Source organism: Dietzia sp. UCD-THP (assembly GCF_000349585.1).
Classification (GTDB): domain Bacteria; phylum Actinomycetota; class Actinomycetes; order Mycobacteriales; family Mycobacteriaceae; genus Dietzia; species Dietzia natronolimnaea_A.
The window spans coordinates 150,307-172,273 of the sequence record NZ_KB714652.1 but is presented as its reverse complement, the minus strand read 5'-3'; the positions used below and the strand labels follow the sequence as shown (position 1 = coordinate 172,273).

General features: G+C 71.3%; 21 protein-coding genes and 1 riboswitch. Of the genes, 8 read left to right on the top strand and 13 right to left on the bottom strand.

The window, feature by feature from the left end:
* Positions 1-10: 10 nt before the first annotated feature.
* The 6 genes from H483_RS32085 to H483_RS32060 form a co-directional block, all read right to left on the bottom strand.
* Positions 11-709: a lipocalin family protein gene (locus tag H483_RS32085; RefSeq protein WP_017837436.1), complete on the bottom strand. Its 699-nt coding sequence runs from the start codon at positions 707-709 to the stop codon at positions 11-13.
* Positions 706-2,844, bottom strand: coding sequence for an MMPL family transporter (locus H483_RS32080; RefSeq protein ID WP_193746882.1), 2,139 nt, complete (start codon positions 2,842-2,844; stop codon positions 706-708). Before H483_RS32080 ends, H483_RS32085 begins: the two co-directional genes overlap by 4 nt.
* A gap of 98 nt (positions 2,845-2,942) precedes the next feature.
* Positions 2,943-3,752, bottom strand: a complete 810-nt coding sequence (locus tag H483_RS32075) for an alpha/beta fold hydrolase (protein WP_017837434.1) — start codon at positions 3,750-3,752, stop codon at positions 2,943-2,945.
* 132 nt (positions 3,753-3,884) lie between these two features.
* A complete protein-coding gene (locus H483_RS32070; protein WP_017837433.1) occupies positions 3,885-4,631 on the bottom strand; it encodes a histidine phosphatase family protein in 747 nt (248 codons plus the stop codon).
* 16 nt (positions 4,632-4,647) lie between these two features.
* A complete protein-coding gene (locus tag H483_RS32065) occupies positions 4,648-5,946 on the bottom strand; it encodes a phosphotransferase family protein (protein ID WP_017837432.1) in 1,299 nt (432 codons plus the stop codon).
* Positions 5,943-7,226: an acyl-CoA dehydrogenase family protein gene (locus tag H483_RS32060; RefSeq protein ID WP_017837431.1), complete on the bottom strand. Its 1,284-nt coding sequence runs from the start codon at positions 7,224-7,226 to the stop codon at positions 5,943-5,945. Before H483_RS32060 ends, H483_RS32065 begins: the two co-directional genes overlap by 4 nt.
* Before the next feature lie 81 nt (positions 7,227-7,307).
* On the opposite strand from H483_RS32060, the gene H483_RS32055 reads away from it, so the two are divergent.
* Positions 7,308-8,306, top strand: a complete 999-nt coding sequence (locus H483_RS32055; protein ID WP_017837430.1) for a glucosyl-3-phosphoglycerate synthase — start codon at positions 7,308-7,310, stop codon at positions 8,304-8,306.
* Between the two features lie 58 nt (positions 8,307-8,364).
* Here H483_RS32055 and H483_RS32050 read toward each other — a convergent pair whose 3' ends face one another.
* The gene (locus H483_RS32050) at positions 8,365-8,997 is read right to left on the bottom strand and encodes a class I SAM-dependent methyltransferase (protein ID WP_017837429.1); all 633 of its coding nucleotides are present in this window, start codon (positions 8,995-8,997) and stop codon (positions 8,365-8,367) included.
* A gap of 257 nt (positions 8,998-9,254) precedes the next feature.
* On the opposite strand from H483_RS32050, the gene H483_RS32045 reads away from it, so the two are divergent.
* Positions 9,255-9,866 (top strand): trans-aconitate 2-methyltransferase, encoded by a 612-nt coding sequence (locus H483_RS32045; protein WP_017837428.1) that lies wholly within the window; start codon positions 9,255-9,257, stop codon positions 9,864-9,866.
* Entirely contained in the window at positions 9,863-11,077 is a 1,215-nt protein-coding gene (locus H483_RS32040) for an MFS transporter (RefSeq protein WP_017837427.1), read from the top strand. The genes H483_RS32045 and H483_RS32040 overlap by 4 nt, the downstream gene beginning before the upstream one ends.
* A gap of 135 nt (positions 11,078-11,212) precedes the next feature.
* Here H483_RS32040 and H483_RS32035 read toward each other — a convergent pair whose 3' ends face one another.
* Together H483_RS32035 and H483_RS32030 are read right to left on the bottom strand one after the other, a co-directional pair.
* Positions 11,213-11,932, bottom strand: a complete 720-nt coding sequence (locus H483_RS32035) for a nicotinamide mononucleotide transporter family protein (protein ID WP_017837426.1) — start codon at positions 11,930-11,932, stop codon at positions 11,213-11,215.
* 93 nt (positions 11,933-12,025) lie between these two features.
* A riboswitch (FMN riboswitch) is annotated at positions 12,026-12,220 on the bottom strand.
* Between the two features lie 150 nt (positions 12,221-12,370).
* Positions 12,371-12,832, bottom strand: a complete 462-nt coding sequence (locus H483_RS32030) for a Rieske (2Fe-2S) protein (RefSeq protein WP_017837425.1) — start codon at positions 12,830-12,832, stop codon at positions 12,371-12,373.
* 46 nt (positions 12,833-12,878) lie between these two features.
* On the opposite strand from H483_RS32030, the gene H483_RS32025 reads away from it, so the two are divergent.
* Positions 12,879-14,039, top strand: a complete 1,161-nt coding sequence (locus H483_RS32025) for a pyridoxal phosphate-dependent aminotransferase (RefSeq protein WP_017837424.1) — start codon at positions 12,879-12,881, stop codon at positions 14,037-14,039.
* 13 nt (positions 14,040-14,052) lie between these two features.
* Here H483_RS32025 and H483_RS32020 read toward each other — a convergent pair whose 3' ends face one another.
* The 3 genes from H483_RS32020 to H483_RS32010 form a co-directional block, all read right to left on the bottom strand.
* Positions 14,053-15,018, bottom strand: a complete 966-nt coding sequence (locus H483_RS32020) for an NADPH:quinone oxidoreductase family protein (protein ID WP_017837423.1) — start codon at positions 15,016-15,018, stop codon at positions 14,053-14,055.
* 48 nt (positions 15,019-15,066) lie between these two features.
* The gene (locus H483_RS32015; protein WP_017837422.1) at positions 15,067-15,525 is read right to left on the bottom strand and encodes a hypothetical protein; all 459 of its coding nucleotides are present in this window, start codon (positions 15,523-15,525) and stop codon (positions 15,067-15,069) included.
* Positions 15,526-15,606: 81 nt separating this feature from the next.
* Positions 15,607-16,269 carry an NAD(P)H-binding protein gene (locus H483_RS32010; protein ID WP_031264986.1) on the bottom strand — a complete coding sequence of 221 codons (663 nt, stop codon included), beginning with the start codon at positions 16,267-16,269 and terminating at the stop codon, positions 15,607-15,609.
* A 203-nt stretch (positions 16,270-16,472) separates the two neighbouring features.
* Between H483_RS32010 and H483_RS32005 the strand changes: the two genes are divergently transcribed.
* From H483_RS32005 to H483_RS31990, 4 genes are all read left to right on the top strand, one after another.
* Positions 16,473-17,732, top strand: coding sequence for an Ig-like domain-containing protein (locus H483_RS32005; protein WP_017837420.1), 1,260 nt, complete (start codon positions 16,473-16,475; stop codon positions 17,730-17,732).
* A gap of 39 nt (positions 17,733-17,771) precedes the next feature.
* A complete protein-coding gene (locus tag H483_RS32000; RefSeq protein WP_017837419.1) occupies positions 17,772-18,650 on the top strand; it encodes a P1 family peptidase in 879 nt (292 codons plus the stop codon).
* 182 nt (positions 18,651-18,832) lie between these two features.
* The gene (locus H483_RS31995) at positions 18,833-20,191 is read left to right on the top strand and encodes a hemolysin family protein (RefSeq protein ID WP_017837418.1); all 1,359 of its coding nucleotides are present in this window, start codon (positions 18,833-18,835) and stop codon (positions 20,189-20,191) included.
* On the top strand, positions 20,188-21,291 hold the full coding sequence (locus H483_RS31990) for a hemolysin family protein (protein ID WP_017837417.1): 1,104 nt from the start codon (positions 20,188-20,190) through the stop codon (positions 21,289-21,291). Before H483_RS31995 ends, H483_RS31990 begins: the two co-directional genes overlap by 4 nt.
* 36 nt (positions 21,292-21,327) lie before the next feature.
* On the opposite strand, the gene H483_RS31985 is transcribed toward H483_RS31990, so the two are convergent.
* The gene (locus tag H483_RS31985) at positions 21,328-21,870 is read right to left on the bottom strand and encodes a DUF4112 domain-containing protein (RefSeq protein WP_081615200.1); all 543 of its coding nucleotides are present in this window, start codon (positions 21,868-21,870) and stop codon (positions 21,328-21,330) included.
* Positions 21,871-21,967 lie beyond the last annotated feature (97 nt).

The following is a 21,967-nucleotide window of genomic DNA, read 5'->3' as shown; positions in this document are numbered from 1 at the left end:
GGGTCGCCTCTCAGGGCAGCAGACACAGCGGGGTGACGTCGCCCCGCCCGCCGGACATGGGAACGGTCAGGAACGCACACGACCACCAGCCCCGCTCGGCGACGACGTCACGGACGGTGGACCACTGCGCCGTGTCGAGTGCGGGGTCGCGGCTCAGCACGAACCCGGAGGACCGGCTCGGGTCGCCGACGATCGCCAGCGAGTAATCGTCCGCGAGGTAGGTGATCCGGTAGTTGACCGGCCCGTTCTCGTCCTGGAACGGTACCTGCGGGAAGTTCACTCGCAGGGAGGCGTTGGTGGCGGTATCGCGGATCGTCGCCTCCCCCTCGATCACCGAATCGGAGCTGACGGCCGATCCGCAGGAGTTGCGCACCGAGATCGTGTCGGGGGAGATTCGTGCGTACTCGGCGGTCGTGTCGTTGGTGCACTGCAGCGTGTACGGCTGCGGGATCGCGGCGACCTGGTACCAGGTGCCCACGAACCTGTCGGGGTCGACGTATCCGACCTGCTGAAGCTCGGGGCCGCCGATCGACCCCAGCGCGACACCGTCGGGCACCCTGAGCTGCGCGGAGCCCCCGCCGAGGCGGCCCCCGTCGGTGCGGTCCTGGGCCCCGGTTGCGGGGGCGCCCACCACCCCGGCGGCCACCAGCGGGACCACGGCTAGTGCGGTGGCGACGAGACGGGACCGGGGGCTGCACGACGTGGTCATGGGTGGTTCTCCTTCGTGTCGGCGGTGCTGGCTGGGACGGAGTCGTGCGGAGCCGAGCTCGGGGGGGCGGCGTGCGGGTCGCCCGGCCACCACACCCGCTCCCCGACGAGGGTGAACAGTGCCGGCACCACCAGGGTCCTCACGACGAAGGTGTCCAGTAGGACGCCGAGGGCCACGATCACACCCACCTGGGTGAGCACGATGAGCGGCAGCACGCCCAAGACCACGAAGACCGAGGCCAGGACGATTCCGGCGGAGGTGATCACGCCGCCGGTGAGGGCCACGGCCCGGACCATGGCCTCGCGGGTGGAGTGCGTGGCCGCCTCCTCCCGGGCCCGGATGACGAGGAAGACCGAGTAGTCCACCCCTAGGGCCACCAGGAACAGGAAGCTGTACAGCGGGACCGACACGTCCAGCCCCGGGAAACCGAGGATCTGGGTGGTGACGAAGGTCCCGAGGCCGAGTGCCGCGAGCGACGACAGCACCGTCGCGCCCAACAGGAGCAACGGGGCGATCAGCGCCCGCAGCGCCAGCACCAGGACGGCGAACACCACCAGGAGGATGAGCGGCGCGATCAGCGCGAGGTCGCGCAGGTTACCGTCGGAGGTGTCGACGGCCTCGGCCACCGGACCGCCGACGATCGCCTCGGATCCCGGCACCTCGTCGACCGCGGAGCGCAACGCCACGACGCTGTCCTCGGACCGGTCGGTCGCGGGGGCGGCGTCCAGGGTCACGGTGATGCGGCTCCACCCGGTATCCGATTCCCCGGCCGGGACGGCGGTCACGACGCCCTCGACCCCCTGAACGGCCTCGAGGACCTCCGCCTCGGTGCCGGTCCGGGTGAGAACGGTGACCGGATCGGTGACACCGGCCGGGAAGTGCTCGGCGGCCGTCTCCAGGCCGGCCACCGCCTCGGACGGCGTGCGGAACTGCTCGGTCTGACTCAGGCCGATCCGGGTGCCCAGCAGCCCGAACGCGAGGACGACCAGGATCAACACACACGAGATGAGGACCTGGGCCGGGCGGGTGACCACGCCGGAGGCGATGCGGCCCCAGACGCCGGACGGCACGTCCTCGCGGAAGTCCTCGGGGGTCGTCGGGACGGTCAGACGCCGGCGCGCGCTGGAATCCGCGGTCGCTCGCCCGGTGTCGCGGCCCGGCCGGGGGACGAAGGGCCAGAACAGGCCGCGCCCGCACACGGCCAGGGCGGCCGGGAGCGCCACGAGGGCGTACGCCAGCGCGACGAGCAGACCGACGGCCGCCGAGATGCCGAGCGAGCGGTAGTTGGGCAGGGTCGCCAGCAACAGCGTGAGCAGGGCCAGGACCACGGTGATGTTGCTGGTGACGATCGCGGGGACCGCCCCGCGGTACGCGTCGCCCAGCGCCTGGCGACGGTTCTCGGTCCTCCGCAGCTCCTCGCGGTACCTGGAGACCAACAGCAACGCGTAGTTGGTCCCCGCCCCGAACACCAGGACGGAGACGATGCCGGAGGTGGACCCGTCGACGGTCACGCCGAGTGCCTCGCCGACCGTCGAGACCAACAGGGAGGCGACCCGGTCGGCGACCGCGATCACGACGAGCGGGACGAGCCACAGCACCGGTGAGCGGTAGGTGATGATGAGCAGCACCGCGACGACCGTCGCGGTCGCGGCCAGCAGCCGGAAGTCCGCGCCCTCGAAGGCGGCGGCGGTGTCGGCCGCGAAGGCGGGCCCGCCGGTGAGCTGTGCCTCCAGGCCGGGATCCAGGCCCTCGACGACCGCGGCACGCATGTCGCGGACCAGCTCGCTGCCCTGCTCGTTGGAGATCGACTCGACGTCGACCGGCACCAGGACCAGCGCGGCGGCCCCGTCCTCGGACGGGATCGGTCCCTGCGGCGCGGCGCCGACGACCTCCGCCATCCGCTCACCCGCTCCCACCGCGGCCGCGGTCCCCTCCGGACCGAGCGCACCGCCGTCCTGCCTGGTGACCACCAGCACGGCCGGCACCGATCCGGCGTCGGGGAACTCCTGCTGGATCTGGGAGACGAGAGCGGCCTCGGAGGTGTCCGGCAGCGTCTGCGGAGCCTCGGACGCGCCCTCGGAGGACGCGAGCGCGAAGAAGGCGCCGGAGACGAGCAGGACGGCCGCGAGGATCATCCAGGCTGTGAGCCTGCCCGTCAGGATCCGCACCCAGCCTCCGGTGCGCGCGGGCGTCTGCCCCGCCGTGCTCCGAGCCCTCACCGTCTCCCTCGCCCTCACGCGTTGTATTCGGAGAGGAACGCCTCGAGGATGGTGTTGACCTCGTCCGGCCGTTCCATCGTCGGCGAATGCCCCGCACCGGGGATCTCGTGGAACCTCGTGTCGGCGATGAGATCGGCTATCCGGCGCGACTTGTCGGGCGGCGTGGCGGCGTCCTCCGCACCCACCACGACCAGCGTCGGGGCGATGATCCGGATGGCCTCGTCCTCACACGGGTCACGGTCTGCCACCGAGTTGATGGCCCGGACCAGGCCGGCGCGGTCGGTGCGCTCCAGGATCGCCATCCACTCGTCGACCCACGGGGCCGAGAGGTTGCGGTCCGCGAGCATGATCGGGGCCACCCGTGACCGCAGGGGTTTGATGCCCGCGAGTCGGTACACCGTGGACAGTGTCTTGTACTTGCTGCGGTTGGCCGGCTCCTCCGCGGTGGCCGCGGAATCGAGGAGCGTGAGCGAGTGGACGACCTCGGGGTTGCGAGCAGCGAGCCGCATCCCCACGAAGCCGCCCATGGACAGGCCGACGAAGTTCACCACGGGGATCTGCAGGTGCCGGAGGAGCTCGGAGACGTCCACGGTGAGCGTGTCCATGTCGTAGCCGCCGAGCGCGCGGGGCGAGTCACCCTGCCCGCGGAAATCGATGCTCACGCATCGGTACCTGTCCCGCAGGTGAGCGATCTGGTGCTGGAACATCCAGCCCGAGAAGAGCAGACCGTGGGCGAAGAACACCACGGGTGCGTCCTCCCGTCCGGCGGGGACGCCGGTGTCGGTGTAGGCGATTGTCGTGTGACCGCGCTGGAATGTGGGCATCGTGGCTCTCCTGACGGTGGGACGGCCACGGTGTCCGGCCGCCACAGACGTACGTTACGGCGGCCGGCGCCACCTTTTCGTCACCTGGCGATGATCGGGCGCCGGGTCACCTGAGGGCGACCTGGTGCCCGGTCATCTCAGGGTGATCAGACCCCGCGGGTCCTCCGGCCCGGCGGCCCGCTCCAGGTGCTGGTGCTCGTTGACCGCGATGCAGGTCATCCCGCCGCGGCCCACCACGACGCGCGCCACTCCGGTGTTGACGGTCACTCGTTGCAGGCGAGTCCACAACCCCACCACACCCTCCGGGTCGGCCAACAGGCCCGCGACCGCCAGCGAGATCGTCCCGGCTGAGCTCACCACCACCGTCGTGCGCCCGGACCCGGACCGCGTCGCCGCGTCCGCGATCGCCGCGTTCGCGGCCGCCCGGTAGGTCTCGAACGCCTCGAGCCCGGCCCAGTGCCCGAGCGCGGCGTCGAGCTGACGTTGGAACGCCTGTTTGGCCTCGCCCGAGGAGCCCGCCGAATCGAGGGTGCCGTGACCGGCACTCACCCCGGCGGCCCGGGCCGCGGTGAGCACCTCGTCGGCGTCGTACTCGGCCCAGCGGTCGTCGGACTCGACCGGGCAGTCCCACCCGGCGCCCGCTCCCGGGCCGTAGCACGGGTCCTCCTGCAGTGCGGCTCGCAGGCCTCTCACCAGGCCCTGCGCGGTCTCGCGTTGACGCCGGAGCCCACCGTGGATCACCACGTCGGGCCGCAGCCCGCGGGCCGCCATGTCCCGGCCGGTGAGCTCGGCCTGGAGGTGGCCGGTCTCGGAGAGCCGATCGTAGTCACCGCTTCCGAACGAGGCCTGGCCGTGCCGGACCAGATGGATGGCCCCCATCAGCGACCACCGCCCGTCACGTGCGCTTCCCCGCCCCCGGCAGACCGCCGAGGATCTCACCGATCCTCTGGCGTGTGTCGTGCACCCCGCCCCTGAGCAACGGCACCACGACTCTGGGCACGGCGAGCACCTCCGGGATCACGTCGCGCGGGCCCAGTCGGGCGGGCGTGAGTCGCCCCTCCCCGGTCCGGATGATGCGCAGACAACGCTGCTCGAGGAATCCGACCGCGGGTCGGAACGCGCGGAACGCCGGGTTCGTCGTCTGCCCGTGGAAGTAGCGGTGGTTGATCTGCTGCGCGATCACCGCCAGGCGGAACAGTCCGAAGACCTCGTAGAACCGCCAGTCGTCCCGGCTGATCTCCAGCCCCGACCTCTCGGCGTAGCGCTCCACGACCTCCCAGCGGGTCAACATCCCGCGCGTGTGGGTCGGTTGGCGGCGGAAGGCCTTGAACACCGGGCCGTCCCCGTCCTCGACCCAGTAGGCCAGGGCTCCACCCAGGTCCATGAGCGGGTCGCCGACGGTGGCCATCTCCCAGTCCAGGACACCGATGACGCGGGTGAGGTCTCCGGGATCGAGGACCAGGTTGTCGAAGCGGAAATCGTTGTGGACCAGGCAGTGACCCACGTCCTCGGGTTGGTTGGCGGCCAGCCACTTCATCACCGGGGTGAAATCGGGAACGTCGGGCGTCCGGGCGCGCCGGAACCGGGCCGACCAGCCCTCGACCTGCCTGCGCACGTATCCCTCGCCGCGGTCGAGGTCGTCCAGGCCGGCGGCACGGACGTCGACGGCGTGCAGGTCCACCAGGGCGTCGACCGCCCGCTCGGACAGTCGCCGGATGGTGGCCCTGTCCGCGCGGAGCTCCCGGGGAATGTCCTTGCGGAGGATCGTGCCCTCGAGGCGCTCCATCACGTAGAAGTCGGACCCGATCACCGACTGGTCGCCGCAGAACCCCACCATCCGCGGGACCAGCGGGTACACCGGGCGGAGCGCCGTCTGGACGCGGTATTCGCGCTTCATGTCGTGGGCACCGCGGGCCTTGGTGCCGGGCGGCGGGCGGCGCAGCACCAGGTCCACTCCGGGATAGCGCAGCACGTAGGTGAGGTTCGACGCGCCTCCGGAGAACTGGCTGACCTCGGGGAGGACCGGCTCGTCGTCGTCACCCAGATCCACCCCCGCCAGGACCGTCGGGTCCTCCGGGGTGACGGAACGCAACCACGCCGCGACCGCCTCCACGTCGAACACGTCCTCGTCCCGGACCGCGCCCGCGCCGGGGATCCGGCGGCTCAGCGGGGCCGCCCCGTGCGGCCGGCTCATCGGCTCTTCTCTGCTTCTGTAGCGGATGCGGCCGCGTCGCGATACGGCGCGAGCATCGCCCGGGCGACCACACCCAGGTGGACCTCGTCGGGGCCGTCGGCCAGTCTCAGCGAGCGTGCGGTCGCGTACGCGCCGGCGAGCGGGAAATCGTCACTCATCCCGCCGCCGCCGTGGAGTTGGAGCGACATGTCGATCACCTTCTGGGCCATCTTCGGCACGGCGGCCTTGATGGCGCTGACCTCCACGGCCGCCTGCCCCTCGGTGTCGAGCTTCCAGGCCGCGTGCTGGACCAGCAGGCGGGCCTGGTCGATGGCGATCCGGGCCTCGGCGAGCCGCTCCCGGTTCCCGCCGAGGTTGACGACGGGTTTGCCGAAGGCCACGCGGCCCGAGGCGCGGCGGCAGGCCAGGTCGAGCGCCATCTCCGACAGCCCGATGAGCCGCATGCAGTGGTGGACGCGTCCGGGTCCGAGCCGGCCCTGGGCGATCTCGGCGGCCTTGCCCGGACCGGCGATGATGTTCTCCACGGGCAGACGCACGCCGTCGAGGGAGACCTCACCGTGGCCGAGCGGCTCGTCGTAGACGCCCTGCGCGGTGAGCATGCGCTCGACGCGCACCCCGGGGGCGTCCATAGGCACCAGGACCATCGAGTGCCGCAGGTACCGGTGGGCGTCCGGATCCGAGACCCCCATGAAGATGCCGACCCGGCAGTCCGGGTGGCCGACCCCGGTGGACCACCACTTGCGGCCGTCCAGCACCACCTCGTCGCCCTCGACCCGCGCGGTGGCCGCCATGTTGGAGGCGTCGGAGGAGGCCACCTCCGGCTCGGTCATGAGGAAGGCGCTGCGGATCGACCCGTCCAGGAGCGGGTCGAGCCAGCGGTCCTTCTGCTCCTGCGAGCCGTACTTGAGCAGCACCTCCATGTTGCCGGTGTCCGGGGCGTTGCAGTTGAACACCAGGGGCGCGATGAACGAGCGCCCCATCTCCTCGGCGACGGGCGCGTAGTCGGAGTTGGTCAGGCCGGCCCCCCCGTGGGTGCCGTACCGCTCCGCGTAGGGGCCCTCGTGGCCGGCGGGCAGGAAGAGGTTCCACAGTCCCTCCTCGCGCGCCCTGGCCTGCAGCTCGGTGATCCGGGGATCGACCGCCCACGGATCCTCGCCGGCCAGCCGCCGGCGGGCGATGTCGGCGTGGATTCCCGGCTCGAGCGGAGCGATCTGCGTGTCGATGAACCCGCGGACCGCCGCGGTGAGCTCGGCAGCACGGGGCGAGGGAGAGAAGTCCATGGTGTGCATCGTGGCACACCCGGGTGAACGGGCCCGTCCCACGGCGGCGGCTCGGCGGATACCTCTGGCAGGATCGCGGAGGTGAGCGAGAACGCGCGTACCCCCCTCGCGGACCGGGTCGACCCCGTCCGCGACTGGTCGGCGCGACGCACCTACCGGTCAGGTGACTTCCGCGCCGAGGATCTGGTGGCAGCCAAGGCCGGCCGGCGGGTGTCCGTCGTGCTCCCGGCCCGGAACGAGGAGTCGACGGTCGGCGTGATCGTCGCCGCGCTCCAGTCCGAGCTGGTCGAGCGGGTGCCCCTCATCGACGAGGTGGTGGTGATCGACTCCCACAGCGCGGACCGCACGGCGGACGTGGCCCGCGCGGCCGGCGCGCGGGTGGTGGCGCAGGGGGACGTCCTGCCCGCGCTCGGAGATGTGCCCGGGAAGGGCGAGGCGTTGTGGAAATCCCTCGCCGCCACCGACGGGGATGTCGTCGCCTTTCTCGACTCCGACCTACGCGACTTCGACCCCGCCTTCGCGACCGGCCTGCTGGGGCCGCTGCTCACCGAGCCCGGGGTGGTGTTCTGCAAGGGTGCATATGAGCGCCCTCTCGATGACGGACGGACCGTGCTGCCGGCTGGCGGGGGCCGGGTGACCGAACTCGTCGCCCGGCCGCTGCTGGCCACCCACTGGCCCGCGCTCGCCGGGTTCGTGCAACCGCTGGCCGGCGAGTACGCCGGTACCCGTCACGCGCTCGAATCCATCCCGTTCGCCGGCGCGTACGGGGTGGACATCGGGATCCTGGTGGACCTGTTCGAGTCGTTCGGTCTGTATGCGCTCGCCCAGGTGGACCTCGGTCGGCGCACCCACCGACACTCCCCCGATTCGGCGTTGGCGGTGATGGCGATGCACCAGCACCTCGCGATACTCAGTCGCCTGCGCCGTCACGGTCGGGCCCCGGACACCCACGCCCCCGGCGACACGCTCACCCTGCACAGGCGCGACCCCGTCGGAGGCGGGTTCCACGCCGAGACCGTCGACGTATCCCCCGGTGAACGGCCCCCGATGCGCGAGGTCCGCGAGGAACTGGCCCGGTAAGCGCTCCCGCGTCCCGACCCCGACCCGGCCGGGGAGGGTGGGGTACCCGTTCATTTGGCTAGCGACGCCGCGCCGAACCGCTGAGAATCGGCGTCAGCGGGAGCATCGGCGGAAACGTCCGGATCCTGAGCCCGGAGTGGTCGAACCCGGCCTCGGAGAGCGTCTGACCGGTGTCCCGGTTCGGGCGACATCCCCCGCCGAACCGGCTCCACACCGGCGCGATCCGATCCGCCACGCTCCCCAGTCGGCCCTCTGCCCGAACGTGTTCGAACAACCGTAGTTCTCCCCCGGGGGCGAGTACGCGATCCGCCTCGGCGAGGGCGGCCGGGACGTCGGGGACCGTGCACAGGACGAGCCCGAAGACCACCGCATCGGCCTCTCCGTTCGCGAGCGGGATCGCCTCCGCTACCGCATCCACCACCTCGACCGGCACCGCCGAACGGGCTGCGTTGCGCCGCGCGTGGGCACGGAGATAGGGGTCCGGCTCGATCGCCACCACCCTGGTGACCTCCGGCGGATAGTGCTCGAAGGTGACCCCGCTGCCCGCGCCCACCTCCACCACCGTTCCCGACAGACCGGAGACCAGGCGCCGCCGCGACGTCGCGAACCCGACACGCTCGAGGACGGGGCTGGCAATCACCCATGCGCGGGCGAAGAGCGAGACATCGGTCCGATCGCGGGAGGCCTTCATGAGAAGATACGGTACCGGGTATCCGACGGCCCGGAGCGGCACTCGCGAAACAGGCTGCGGTGGACGGTCAGCCGAGCCAGGCCGTGCCGGGGAGTGTCCGGTGGAGGAGACTGGGGCTCCAGGGCGACACGGAGCATCTGCGGTGGCTCCGGCGCCCGTGAGCCGCGCGACCCCTCCGTGGCCGGATCACCCCGGGTCCGCCCCCGACCCAGTAGAAGTAGAACCGAGCCGACGCAGTACCGAAAGGACCGCCGCACGTGGACGCCTCCGAATGGAACGCCCGATACCTCGCCCAGCCCGACGTGTGGGGCACCACCCCTGCGGCACGCATCGTCGCGGAGGTCACCGGCGCCGAGGACGCCGGCCTGCCCGTGGACACGGCGGTGGATCTGGCGTGTGGCGACGGACGGCACGCGCGGTGGTTGGCCGCGCACGGTTGGCGGGTCTCGGCCGTCGACTTCTCCGAGGTCGCGATCGACCAGGCCCGCGCCAAGGACTCCGATGACGGCCGTACCGGCAGCGTCGACTGGGTGGTCGGTGACGCCACCACCTGGGAGCCGGAGGAGTCGGTGGACCTTGTCGTCATCGGGTTCCTCCACCTCGACATGGAGAGCCTGGTCCGGGTCCTGCGCAACGCCGGCGGGTGGCTGCGGCCCGGTGGTCATCTCGTCTATCTCGGACACGCCGAGGAGAACCTGCGTCGCGGAGTCGGCGGTCCGCAGGACCCGACCGTGCTCCCCGGGATCGCAGATCTGGCACTCGGCGCCCAGGGACTCGAGGTGGTCTCGCTGCGCCACGACCTTCGGCCGGCCGGGAAGGCGACCGCGATCGACGTGCTCCTGCACGCACGATCCTGGGTCGACAGATGAACCGAGCACGCCGGGGCGACGACCGAGTGCAGCGACGGGTCGTGACCATCCTGGTTCTCGCGCAGCTGCTCGCCGGCGCGGGACTGGCGGCCGGGGTGACCGTCGGTGCGCTGCTCGCCGAGGATCTGCTCGGCGGGCCCGGCCTGTCCGGCCTGCCGTCGGCGCTGTTCACCGGAGGGTCCGCTCTCGCGGCGATCGCCGTGGGCAGACTGTCCCAGGCGCGGGGCCGGCGCCCCGGGCTGGCGACAGGCTTCGCGTTCGGCGCGCTCGGAGCGATCGGCATCGTGGTCGCGACGGCCTTCGGTTCCCTCCCGCTGCTGTTCCTGTCGTTCGTCGTCTACGGCTCGGGCACCGCGACCAACCTCCAGGCCCGCTACGCCGGCGCGGACCTGGCCACCCCCGAGCACCGCGGACGGGCGCTGTCATACGTGCTCCTTGGCACCACCGCGGGGGCCGTCGCGGGCCCCAACCTCGTGGGGCCGACGGGAGCCGTCGCCCAGTCACTGGGCCTGCTCCCCCTGTCCGGACCGTTCCTCCTCGCCGCCGCGGCCTACGGTGGCGCGGCGCTGGTCATCTCGCTGCTGCTGCGCCCCGATCCGCTGCTCGAGGCGAGGCGGCGGGCGACGACGCTGCCGGCCTCGGCGACGGTGTCGTCGTCGCCCTCGTCGTCGTCCTCGTCGTCGTCCCCGTCACCGGCCCCAGTCCCCCTCCCCTCCCCCGCCGAGCCGGCCGCGCCCTCCCGGATCTGGACCGGGGACGTGCTCACCGGGGTCGCGGTGATGGCCCTGACGCAGTTCGTCATGGTCGGGCTCATGACCATGACCCCGGTCCACATGCGCGCGCACGATCACGCGGTGACCGTGGTGGGGCTGGTGATCTCCCTCCACGTCGCAGCGATGTTCCTGCCCGCCCCGCTGTCCGGGTACCTGGTGGACAGGTTCGGCACGCGCCTCGTGGCCGTCTCGGCGGGCCTGGTGCTGCTGACCTCCGGTGTGCTCGCCGCGGTCTCCCCGCCGCAGTCGACGGTTCTGGTCACCACGGCCTTGATCCTCCTCGGGCTCGGATGGAGCCTCGGACTGGTCGCCGGGACCACGGTCCTCACCACGTCCGTGCCCCTCTCGGTCCGCGCCACCGTCCAGGGCCAGGCCGACGTGGCGGTGGCGCTCTCCGGCGCGGCGGGCGGCCTGGTCTCGGGCCTGGTGTTCGCGTGAATCGACTTCCGTGGCCTCGGCTTCGCGCTCGCGGCGTTGTCGTTGATCGTCGTGGCCTCGGTGCGGCCGCGGCGTGCGACGCGCGGGACACCTGATGCGGGAACCGCGCGCATCGCGTCGGAGTCTCGCTGACCGTCAGGCGACGGCCGCCGGTTCCGACCGATGCCCCACAGAGGACTCCCTCGCCCGGTCGGCCAGGTCGACGCGCCACCACACCACGAACCCCCAGATGACGAACGCCCCGTACACCAGGTACAACGCCGCTGACGGGTAGTACCCGGCCTTGAGGAGCAGCGGCACACCCACGATGTCGACGCCGATCCACAGCAGCCAGAACTCCGTCCAGCCCCGGGCCATGCCATAGGTGGCCAGGATCGAACCGGTGAAGATCCATGCGTCCGCCCACGGGCCCCACGATCCGAGCTCGGAGAAGACCCACCCGAAGACCAGGGTGCCGGTGATCATCCCGACGACGAGCCCGGCCCGTTGCCGGCCCGTGGCCCAGTGCGGATGGACCGCGACCGCCTCGATCCCCGCCTGCCCCGGCAGGGCCGCGCTGGCCCGCCGGTCCCGCGACCAGCGCCACCAGCCGTAGACCCCCACGGCGAGGAACATGACCTGGCGACCGGCCTGACCGTAGAGGTCGACGTCCTGCGGGGTGTGGAAGACGCCTCCGAGGAAGACCGTGAGCAGAGTGAGGTTGCCGACGATCCCCACCGGCCAGGCCCACACCACCCGGCGCATCCCGCCGATAGCGGCGGCCAACCCGAAGACGTTGCCGATGATCTCGCGCCACAGGATCGGTACTCCGCAGATCACCAACTGCGCGTCGAGAAATGAGACGAGAAGGCTCATCGTGTGCCCCTTCCGCGGGCTTGACACTCCACGGCCCAGGGCTTGTGCCACGTCGCCCGCGGGTCCACGGCGGGCCGCGGTCCCTCGGGGACACGTTGTTCTCTTCCATCCGGACTATGACCGTCGGCCCCGGGATCACACCGGGTCTGCTGACCCCCGCGAACGTGGTCCGGCCGGACATGTCACCTGGCCGCACCGCGCGTGCGGGGCGCTCGCGGGCTCGCCGCCGGCCATGGGGCCGGTGACATCACCGCCGGTGGGGAATCGCACCCCGCCCTGAGAACGTGTTCCCGTTGTACTCCTCCCGGCGGCGACGCCGCAACCCGGCGGTCGGAGCGCCGCTGACCCACGCCATCGATAAGAGCGTTCGGCGCATTCTCACTCGGCCGATGGGTGCGAGACGCTCTTCTCGACGAGAGTGGGGCGCGCGGTCCCGTCTCAGCCGATCGTCAGCTGACCGTTCGCCTCGGTCACCGGGACCACGTCGAGCGGCCTCGGGGCCGGCGCGAGGGTGTTGCTGCCGTCGGTGGCGTCGTACTCCGCGCCGTGGAGCGGGCAGCGTAGATGCAGGTCGCGGACCACCTGGACGGTCCCACCCTGATGGGTGCAGCGGGCCGAATACGCGACGAACTCCCCCTCGGTGGGTTGCGCGACGATCACCGTGGAGTCCCCCGACTTGACCTGCTTGGCGGTCCCGACGGGCACGTCCGAGGCGGGCATCGTGCTGGCCTGCACCTCGGTCGTCTGCTGCACCGTCGAGGCCGGCTCCGCGGGTTGGGTCATCCCGCACGCCGAGGCGATCCCCGGCAGCAGGATGATCCCGGGCAGAGCGGCCAGGACGGTACGGCGCTGAGTGCACGGTCCGACGGGGACGGATGCGGCGGCGGGGTGCTCGGTCATGTGGCCCATCGTATCGGGCGGCGACGACCGACCTAGGCTGCGTTCCATGACCGTCCGACGCCTCCGGCCCCACGCCACCACGATCTTCTCCGAGGTCACCCAACTCGCGGTGCGGTACGGGGCCGTCAACCTGGGACAGGGTTTCCCGGACACCGACGGCCCGCCGTCGATGATCGAGGCCGCCGTGCGCGCGATGCGGGAGGGTCACAACCAGTACCCACCCGGGACGGGGGTGCCCGAACTCCGGCACGCGATCGTCGCCCACGAGACCGCGCACACGGGCCTGGTCCACGACCCGGACAGCGAGGTACTGGTGACGGTCGGCGCGACCGAGGCGATCGCCGGTGCGGTGCTCGGCCTGGTGGAACCCCACGACGAGGTGGTGGTGATCGAACCGTCGTACGACTCCTACGCCGCCACCGTCGCGATGGCCGGTGCCACCCGGCGCCCCGCGCGGATGGTCCGCTCGGGCGACCGTTTCCGCCTCGACGTGGACTCCCTGAGGGCGGCGTTCTCCCCGCGGACCCGGGCCGTGCTGGTCAACTCCCCGCACAACCCCACCGGTGCGGTGCTGCCCCGGGAGGACCTCGAGCAGATCGCGGCCCTGTGCCGCGAGTTCGACGCGATCGCGATCTCGGACGAGGTCTACGAACACCTGACGTACGACGACAACGAGCACGTCTCCATCGCCACCCTGCCGGGAATGTCCGAGCGAACCCTGCGGATCTCGAGCGCCGGCAAGATGCTCAACTGCACCGGCTGGAAGATCGGGTGGGTGACCGGTCCGGCCGGACTGATCGCGGGCGTCCGGACCGCCAAGCAGTACCTGAGCTACACCGCCGGTACCCCGCTGCAACTCGCCGTCGCTCACGCCCTGAGCCACGAGGACGAGTGGATCCGGGCGCTGCGGGTACAGATGCAGGACAGGCGGGACCGACTCGTGGGGATACTCACCGGGCTCGGGGTGGATCTCGCCGTCACCCAGGGGACCTACTTCCTCACCGCGGACCCCCGGCCGCTCGGCGTCACCGACGCCGCGTCGTGGTGCCTGGAACTGCCCGAGAAGGTCGGCGTGGCGGCGGTTCCGTTCGCGCCGTTCACCGATACCTACTCCGCCGAGTGGTCGCATCTGGTGCGGTTCGCGTTCTGTAAACGACCCGAGGTGCTGGCGGAGGCCGGGCGCAGACTGCAGGGGCTCGCGACCTGAGACCGCGGGACGCTCAGCGCCCGGTGGTGAGGACGATCTTGCCCACCGCGCCACGGCTGTCCATGAGCTCCAGTGCCTCGGCGGCCCGGTCCAGCGGGAGCTCGACGCCCACGAGCGGGTCGAGCTTCCCTGCGGCCAACAGAGGCTCGACCTCGGCCCACTGCTTCTGCAGGTATCCGGGGTTGCTCATCCAGTACTCGCCCCATCCCACTCCCACGGCGCTCTTATTGCCGAGCAGCAGGCGGTTGACCTTGACCGTGGGGATCTCACCGCCCGTGAAGCCGATCACGAGGATCCGCCCCTCCTGCCCCAGGGACCGGATGGAGTCGGTGAACCGGTCGCCTCCCACGGGGTCCACGACGATGTCCACGCCCTTGCCGCCGGTGAGCTCCATCACCGCGTCCTTGAACCCCTCGGGGGCGACGGCGTCGGACGCGCCGGCCCTGAGTGCCAACTCCCGCTTCTCCTCGGAGGAGGCGACCGCGATCACGCGAGCACCGGACGCCACGGCGAACTGGGTGGCGGCGATGCCGATGCCGCCACCCGCGCCGTGCACGAGAACCGTCTCCCCGGGCTGGAGGCGGCCGCGGTGCGCCAGCGCGAAGTGCACGGTGAGGACGTTCATCGGAATCGACGCACCCTGGGCGAAGGTCATCGAATCGGGGAGCCGGAACACCTGGGCGGGGTCCGTCGAGACCACCTCGGCGAACCCGCCGAGGCCGGGGAAGGCGCACACGCGGTCGCCGGCGGCGAATCCCGACCCCTCGGGGGCGGAACGGACCACTCCCGCCACCTCCGACCCGGGCACGAACGGCAGCGGGGGCGAGATCTGATACTTCCCGCGGGACTGGAGGACCTCGGGGAAGGTCACGCCCGAGGCGTGGACGTCGATGAGGACCGCTCCCGGCTCCGGCTCGGGGAGATCCACGACCTCCAGGGCGGCGGGTCCGTCATGGGATGAGATCTGAATGGCACGCATGGCCCCATAGTGTCAGCAGACCCGCCGCGCCGGGACCGACGCACCGGATCACGTGTCGGGGTGCACCGGCGAGGCCGGATCGTCCGTCTCGGGGTGGCTACGCAGTCTCCGTCGTCGATGGAGGTGCAGGGCGAGCCCCACGGCCACCACCACCTGGCCCACCTGGAAGGCCAAGGCCATCAGGATGAACTCCCGCCCGAACGTGGTGGGCAGGGCCAGCAGGAGCGCGCAGACGCCCAACAGCACGACCGTGAGGATCTGGCCTCCGGCGAGGAGTCGACGCGCGGTGGTGACGAGACGGCCCCGGGAGATCAGCAGCACCGAGTTCATGGCGACGAGAAGACACACCGGCACCCCGATCTGCGAGGGGAACAGGAACAGGACCACGAACAGGGGGTGCGAACTGAGCGTGACGGTCCCGGTCACGAGGAACTGGGGAACGCTCCACAGTGCGGTGAGGAGCGCGCAGGACACGGTGATCCACGAGCCGCCCACCAGGATCCGCACCCGTCGAGAATAGCTGCGCGCCCTACCGGTCGCGCCCCTGCCCGCCGCTCGATTCGGCCACGCCGCGAGACCCCCCGCTACTCACTCCCTGGTGAGGGCCTCGCCGATGGGGGTCTGGCCGTCGGAGAACTCGATGGTGCGACCGATGGTGTCCGGCCTGCGCAGGACGGCCGCGGCGACCGCCGCCACGACGTCCCGGCTGGTGGCCCTGTCCTCGCGCTTGTCGGCGCCCACGCCGATCGACTCCCCGCCGGGGTCATCCGTGAGCATCCCCGGGCCGAGGATGGTCCACTGCAGTTCCGAGTCCCGGAGGTGGGCATCGGCGTCGGCCTTGGCCTGCGCGTAGGGGTAGAACGAATCATCCTCGGGAACGCCGTGCTCGGGTCCGGCCCCGTCGTAGGAGATCATGACGTAGCGCTCGACCCCCTCCTGCACGGAGGCGTCCATGGACCGGATCGCGGCGTCGCGGTCGACGGCGTAGGTGCGGTCGGCGTCTCCGCCACCCGCTCCGGCGGCCCACACGACCGAACCGCTGCCGCGGAGCACCTCCCGCATGCCCTCGACGTCGAGCGACTCGACGTCCGCGACGACGGGGGTCGCACCCACCTCCCGGATGTCGTCGGCCTGGTCCGGATTCCGGATCACCGAGTACACCTCGGCGCCCGCCTCCGCCAGGATCCGGGCCGCGCGGAGGGCCACCTTGCCGTGTCCGCCGATGATGGTCACAGGACGTTCGATACTCATGGCCTCCGTTGTACGCCTCCACCCCACTGTCGTGTGAGGCGCAGGTCACTTCCCGGTCGCCGTCCGGCCCGATCCGGTCACAACTCCACAACGACACGCCGTGGGCGCCCGTATGGGTTCGCGTCCTGTCGGACCGTGCGTGCATCATGTGCCCATAAGCCGGTACTCACCGGCAGTTCCCAGCAATGCCCTCGGAGTCACGCATGTCCTTGTCCCGGTCCGGGTCGCTCACGCCCTCGGCGTCTCAGGCGCCCCTCGTCCTCCTCGCCGGGCTCCTGGCCCTCCTGCTCGTCGCGACCGGATGCACCATCCCCGTGCCCACCGGGTCCGCGGGCGAGACCACCCCGACCGAGACCTCGGAAGCGCCGGTTCCGGCGACCCTGCAGGTCACCCCGGCGGACGGCGCCACGGACGTCGCCGTGCTGGACGGCGTCCGCGCCCGGGTGGAGAACGGCTCCCTCAGCGAGGTGGTGCTGACCAACGACGCGGGCAAGGAGATCGAGGGAGAGCTGTCGCAGGACGCGACCTCGTGGGCACCCGCTGTCACCCTCGGATACGGGCGCACCTACACCCTGGATGTCACCTACCGCGGAGCCACCGGCGGCGCGCGGACCGACTCGCGCACCTTCACCATGGCCACCCCGCAGGCCATCGTCAGCCCCAGCCTGGTCACCCCGGGCGGTGGCGCTCTGGAGTCGGATCGCGAGTACGGCGTCGGCATCATCGTGGCCGCGAGATTCGATCAGCCCGTGGCGGACAGGGAGACCGTCGAGAAGCACATGACGGTCACGACGGAACCGGCGGTCGAGGGCAACTGGTTCTGGCTCGACGACGCCACCGCGCACTGGCGGCCCCGGGACTACTACGAGACCGGGACCCGCGTGAGCGTGGATCTGGACACGGAGGGCAGGAACCTCGGCGGCGGTCAGTGGGGTGGAGAGGGCGCGGAGGTCGACTTCACCATCGGTGACCGGCGGGTGGCCATCGCGGACGACGACACCAAGACGGTCTCGGTGTTCCACAACCAGGAACTGGTCAAGACGATGCCCACGTCGATGGGCAAGGGCGGCTGGGCGACCCATAACGGCGTGAGCATGCACTTCTGGACCCAGCGGGGTGTCTACACCGTCCTCGACAAGGCCAGCACGGTGCTCATGGACTCCTCGACCTACGGTCTGCCGCTCGACGTCGGGTACCGGGTGACGGTCGACCACGGGGTGCGCCTGACCAACGAGGGCATCTACTTCCACGCTCTCGCCTCGTCGATGTGGGCGCAGGGCAACACCAACGTCTCACACGGATGCCTCAACCTGTCCCCCGATGACGCGGCCTGGTACTTCGACCAGGCGGTGGCAGGAGACATCGTCGAGGTCCGGAACACCGGTGGCCCGGAACAACAGGTCCACCAGAACGGTGACTGGGCGGTCCCGTGGAGCACCTGGCAGCGGGGTTCCGCGGACTGAGGGTTCCGACAACCGGGGTCGACACGCTACTTTTGCGCGATGGACCCCCGCTCACCCCAGATGAGACTGCCCGGAGTCACGATCGGCCACTGGACGGATCCCTCCGCGTTGACGGGGTGCACCGTGGTGCTGCTCCCCGAGGGCTCGGTGGCGTCACGCGAGGTACGGGGTGGCGCACCGGCGACCCGCGATCTCGACGCACTCTCCCCGGACAAGGCGGTGACCTCCGTCGACGCCGTCGTCCTCACCGGCGGCTCAGCGTTCGGCCTCGCGGCCGCCGAGGGGGTGATGCGGTACTGCGAGGAGGCGGGGAGGGGCGTTCCCACACCCGGCGGACGCGTCCCGATAGTCCCGGCCCTCGCACTGTTCGACCTCGGGGTCGGTGATCCGAAGGTCCGCCCGACGGCCGCCGACGGGTACACCGCCGCGGCCGCGGCGACCGGCCCGCTGGTCGAGGTGGGACAGGTGGGCGCGGGCACCGGGGCGTTCACGTCGCAGTGGCGCGGGGTGGAGAACATCCGTCCGGGCGGTATCCGATACGCCGAGAGCACTGTGGGTGACCTGGTCGTCGGGGCACTGTGCGCGGTGAACGCCTACGGCGACGTCGATCCGGGAGGGACCGAGGTGGACCTCGCCAGCGTGGCGAACCTGGTACCACCGTTCGACTACGCCTCCGATCGGGTGCACACCACCATCGGAGTGGTCATCACCAACGCGAGGCTGGACAAGACCGCCTGCTTCGTCGTCGCCCAGGGCGCCCATGACGGCCTCTCCCGGTCCCTGACGCCACCGCACACCCGATACGACGGAGACGGTTTCGTCGCCGTGGCGACCGGGGAGGTGGCCGCCGACGTCGACACCGTCCGCCTCATGGCGCTCGATGCCGTCTCCCGGGCGATACGGTCCGCCGGATCCTGATCCGTTCGCCTGGACGGTTCGCAGAACGGAGTCGACAATTCCGGTAATGGGCGGGACAATGGCTTGTCAGCCCGGGCATCGGCCCGCGGGGACACCGACGAAAGCGCAGGAGCACCTCCAGTGAGCCGAGCCGACACACCGGCCCGATCTATCAGCCCCCTTCTCGGAAGGGGGAACACCGGATGAGCATCGCGCTCTCACTCCTCATCGGCGTGGTGGTGGTTTTGGCCATCACCGCACTCACGGGCTACTTCGTGGCCCAGGAATTCGCGTTCATGGCCGTCGACCGCTCCCGGATGGGGGCCGCGGCGGAGAAGGGCGACCCGGCCGCGTCGCGGGTCCTCGGCGTGACCAGGCGGACGTCCTTCATGCTCTCGGGCGCCCAGCTCGGGATCACCGTCACCACCCTGGTCGTCGGGTACGTCGCCGAACCGCTCATCGGCCGCTCGATCGGCGAGCTCCTCGGCCTGGCCTCGGTGCCCCAGGGGATCGGAGTGGTGGTCGGCACGGTCCTGGCGCTGCTCTTCTCGACGGTCGTGCAGATGATTTTCGGCGAGTTGGTGCCCAAGAACCTGGCCATCGCCCGACCGGAGCCGGTCGCACGCTGGCTGGCCCGGTCCACCACGATCTACCTCGCCCTGTTCGGCTGGCTCATCGGACTGTTCGACAAGGCGTCCGAGGCCCTGCTCAGGGCCGTCGGCATCGAGCCGGTCCACGACAAGGAACACTCCGCCACCGCTCGCGACCTGGAGCACATCGTCGCCGAGTCCGGCGAGACCGGCGAGTTGTCCGAGGAACTGAGTCGACTGCTGGACAGGATGCTCGACTTCCCCGGCCAACCCGCCGAGCACGCCATGATCCCGCGCAGCCGCACCGACGTGGTGCGGGCGGAGGACACGGTCACCGACGTCCTGGCCAAGATGGCCACCGGACACACCCGCTACCCGGTGGTCGGCGACGACTCCGACGACGTGGTCGGCATCGTGGACCTCCACGACCTGCTCTCGGTGTGTGACGACGACCGGGCCGACCTCACGGCGGTGTCGGCCCTGATGCGGGCGCCGATCATCGTCCCCACCTCGCTGCCCCTTCCGGAGGTCGCCACCCGCCTGGGTTCCCACAAGTCCGAGATGGCGGTGGTGGTGGACGAATACGGTGGTTTCGCCGGTGTCGTGACCATGGAGGACATGGCCGAGGAGATCGTCGGCGAGATCGCGGACGAGCACGATCCCCAGCAGGCGGCCGGGACCCCGGTCAGCGAGGGCCTGGGCTGGCTCCTGGCCGGTGACACCCATCTCGACGAGGTGGAACGACTGCTCGACATCACCCTGCCCGAGGTGGACGCCGAGACCCTCGGTGGACTCGTGATCGAGACGACCGGGGACCTGCCCGAGCTGGGTGACCGGGTCGATATCCCTCTCCCCGACACAGACGTGCTCGAGGAGATCTCCGCCGACAGGGTCCTGCGGACCGAGGTGCGCAGGATCGAACGCCGCGTTCCCGCAGAGCTCCATGTCGTGGTCGAGGAGGCCGCGCGATGAACCCCACCACCTCCCTTCTCGCCGCCGAGGCAGGAACGGGCCTCACGAGCAACCCGTTCGTCGTGGTAGTCGCCACGGTCCTGCTCATCGCGGCCTCCGCGTTCTTCGTGGCCGTCGAGTTCTCCCTGATCTCCGCGCGGCGCCACCGCCTCGAGGACGCGGCGGCCTCGAGCGCCGCCGCTCGGGCGGCCCTGCGCAACGCATCCGAGCTCACGCTGCTGCTCGCGGGGTCCCAGCTCGGGATCACGCTGTGCGCGCTGGCACTGGGTTCCATCACCAAGCCCGCGGTCCACCACTGGTTCACGCCGGTGTTCGCGAGCTGGGGGTTGCCCTACTGGACGGCCGACGTCATCGCCTTTGTCCTGGCGCTGCTCATCGTCACCTTCCTCCACCTGGTGGTGGGAGAGATGGCCCCCAAGTCGTGGTCGATCACGCACCCCGAGTACTCGGCCACGTTGTTGGCGATACCGATGCGGGGCTTCCTCTGGATCACCCGCCCGCTGCTGGTGGCGCTCAACACCCTCGCCAACCGGATCCTGCACCGGATCGGGGTGGAGACCCGCGACGAGGTGGCCTCCGGCCAGGACGCCGACTCCCTACGCGAGCTCGTCCGCCACTCCGGTGAGGCCGGCACCCTCGACGACACCCACCACCGGCAGCTGCTCAACGCCCTGGAGTTGCAGGAACTCACCGTGGGGGACCTGCTGGGTGATCGCGGGGTCAACGCGCCCGCCGCCCCGGAGGAGATGTCCTCGGTCGACGTGAAGGCCTCCCCGGAGGACATCCGCGAGACGGCCCGCCGCACCGGTCATCTCCGGTTGCTGGTGATGGACGGGGAGACCGCGGTGGGTGTGGTGCACGCGCGTGACGCGATCAACATCCAGTCGGGGGCCACCGCGCGGGAGCTCATGCGGCCGAGCCTGTCCCTCGAGCACGACCTGTCGGTGGCCGAGGCGTTCCGCCGGATGCGTGAGGCGCGGGCCCACCTCGTCGTCGTCGAACAGTCCGGCGGCCACCCGGGCACCCATGTCTCCGAGGTCAGAGGGGTCCTCACGCTGGACGACGTCGTGCGGCGCCTCCTGCCCGTCACCTCCGGGTAGGCCGGGTGCTGCGGGCCGGGGGCCTGTGGGCCGGGGTCAGAACAGGCCGATAAGCCGGAGCAGGCCCCACAGCGCGAGCCCGGCCATGCCGATCAACACCAGCAGCATCAGGCCCACCGCCCCGACCGCCCGGAGCAGGTAGCCGCGGGCGTCGGTGTCCACGCGCCTGCCCTCGGCGATGGTCCGGTCGACCAGTCGCAGGTTCTTGGACGTGGCCTTGTGGGCGGCGTCCGCCACGTCACCCACGAACGGGACCACGCCGAGCACGGCGTCGACGAGGTAGTTCCAGCCCATGCGGAACAGGATGTGGACGGGGACCCGGTTGCGGATCGCCTCGGCCAGGACCGCTGCGGCGACGACGGTCCCCAGCGCGTCCCCGACGACGGGCACCAGGCCGACCACCGGGTCCAGCCCCACGCGGTACCGGGTGCCCGGGATGCGCACCAGATCGTCCATGACGCGCGCGAGGCCGGAGGTCACGGGGGACGACCCGGCCCTCTCCACACCGGGAGCGGGGGGCCTGGCCGCCACGGGCTCGGTCGAATGCGGACTCACCGGGTCGGGTCGACGGCTGGTCATGGGCGACGAGCCTACGGGGACGGGGGCGCCTCGCCACCGCCGCCCGGGGGCGGCCCGGCCGGTGCTCCGGCACGACCGGCGGGCGGCTCCCCGGGCC

Excerpts from the sequence above, each read along its gene's own strand:
- H483_RS32085 (WP_017837436.1), bottom strand. The coding sequence starts at position 709 with ATGACCACGTCGTGCAGCCCCCGGTCCCGTCTCGTCGCCACCGCACTA.
- H483_RS32080 (WP_193746882.1), bottom strand. The coding sequence starts at position 2,844 with ATGATCCTCGCGGCCGTCCTGCTCGTCTCCGGCGCCTTCTTCGCGCTC.
- H483_RS32075 (WP_017837434.1), bottom strand. The coding sequence starts at position 3,752 with ATGCCCACATTCCAGCGCGGTCACACGACAATCGCCTACACCGACACC.
- H483_RS32070 (WP_017837433.1), bottom strand. The coding sequence starts at position 4,631 with ATGGGGGCCATCCATCTGGTCCGGCACGGCCAGGCCTCGTTCGGAAGC.
- H483_RS32065 (WP_017837432.1), bottom strand. The coding sequence starts at position 5,946 with ATGAGCCGGCCGCACGGGGCGGCCCCGCTGAGCCGCCGGATCCCCGGC.
- H483_RS32060 (WP_017837431.1), bottom strand. The coding sequence starts at position 7,226 with ATGGACTTCTCTCCCTCGCCCCGTGCTGCCGAGCTCACCGCGGCGGTC.
- H483_RS32050 (WP_017837429.1), bottom strand. The coding sequence starts at position 8,997 with ATGAAGGCCTCCCGCGATCGGACCGATGTCTCGCTCTTCGCCCGCGCA.
- H483_RS32040 (WP_017837427.1), top strand. The coding sequence starts at position 9,863 with ATGAACCGAGCACGCCGGGGCGACGACCGAGTGCAGCGACGGGTCGTG.
- H483_RS32035 (WP_017837426.1), bottom strand. The coding sequence starts at position 11,932 with ATGAGCCTTCTCGTCTCATTTCTCGACGCGCAGTTGGTGATCTGCGGA.
- H483_RS32030 (WP_017837425.1), bottom strand. The coding sequence starts at position 12,832 with ATGACCGAGCACCCCGCCGCCGCATCCGTCCCCGTCGGACCGTGCACT.
- H483_RS32025 (WP_017837424.1), top strand. The coding sequence starts at position 12,879 with ATGACCGTCCGACGCCTCCGGCCCCACGCCACCACGATCTTCTCCGAG.
- H483_RS32020 (WP_017837423.1), bottom strand. The coding sequence starts at position 15,018 with ATGCGTGCCATTCAGATCTCATCCCATGACGGACCCGCCGCCCTGGAG.
- H483_RS32010 (WP_031264986.1), bottom strand. The coding sequence starts at position 16,269 with ATGAGTATCGAACGTCCTGTGACCATCATCGGCGGACACGGCAAGGTG.
- H483_RS32005 (WP_017837420.1), top strand. The coding sequence starts at position 16,473 with ATGTCCTTGTCCCGGTCCGGGTCGCTCACGCCCTCGGCGTCTCAGGCG.
- H483_RS32000 (WP_017837419.1), top strand. The coding sequence starts at position 17,772 with ATGGACCCCCGCTCACCCCAGATGAGACTGCCCGGAGTCACGATCGGC.
- H483_RS31995 (WP_017837418.1), top strand. The coding sequence starts at position 18,833 with ATGAGCATCGCGCTCTCACTCCTCATCGGCGTGGTGGTGGTTTTGGCC.
- H483_RS31990 (WP_017837417.1), top strand. The coding sequence starts at position 20,188 with ATGAACCCCACCACCTCCCTTCTCGCCGCCGAGGCAGGAACGGGCCTC.
- H483_RS31985 (WP_081615200.1), bottom strand. The coding sequence starts at position 21,870 with ATGACCAGCCGTCGACCCGACCCGGTGAGTCCGCATTCGACCGAGCCC.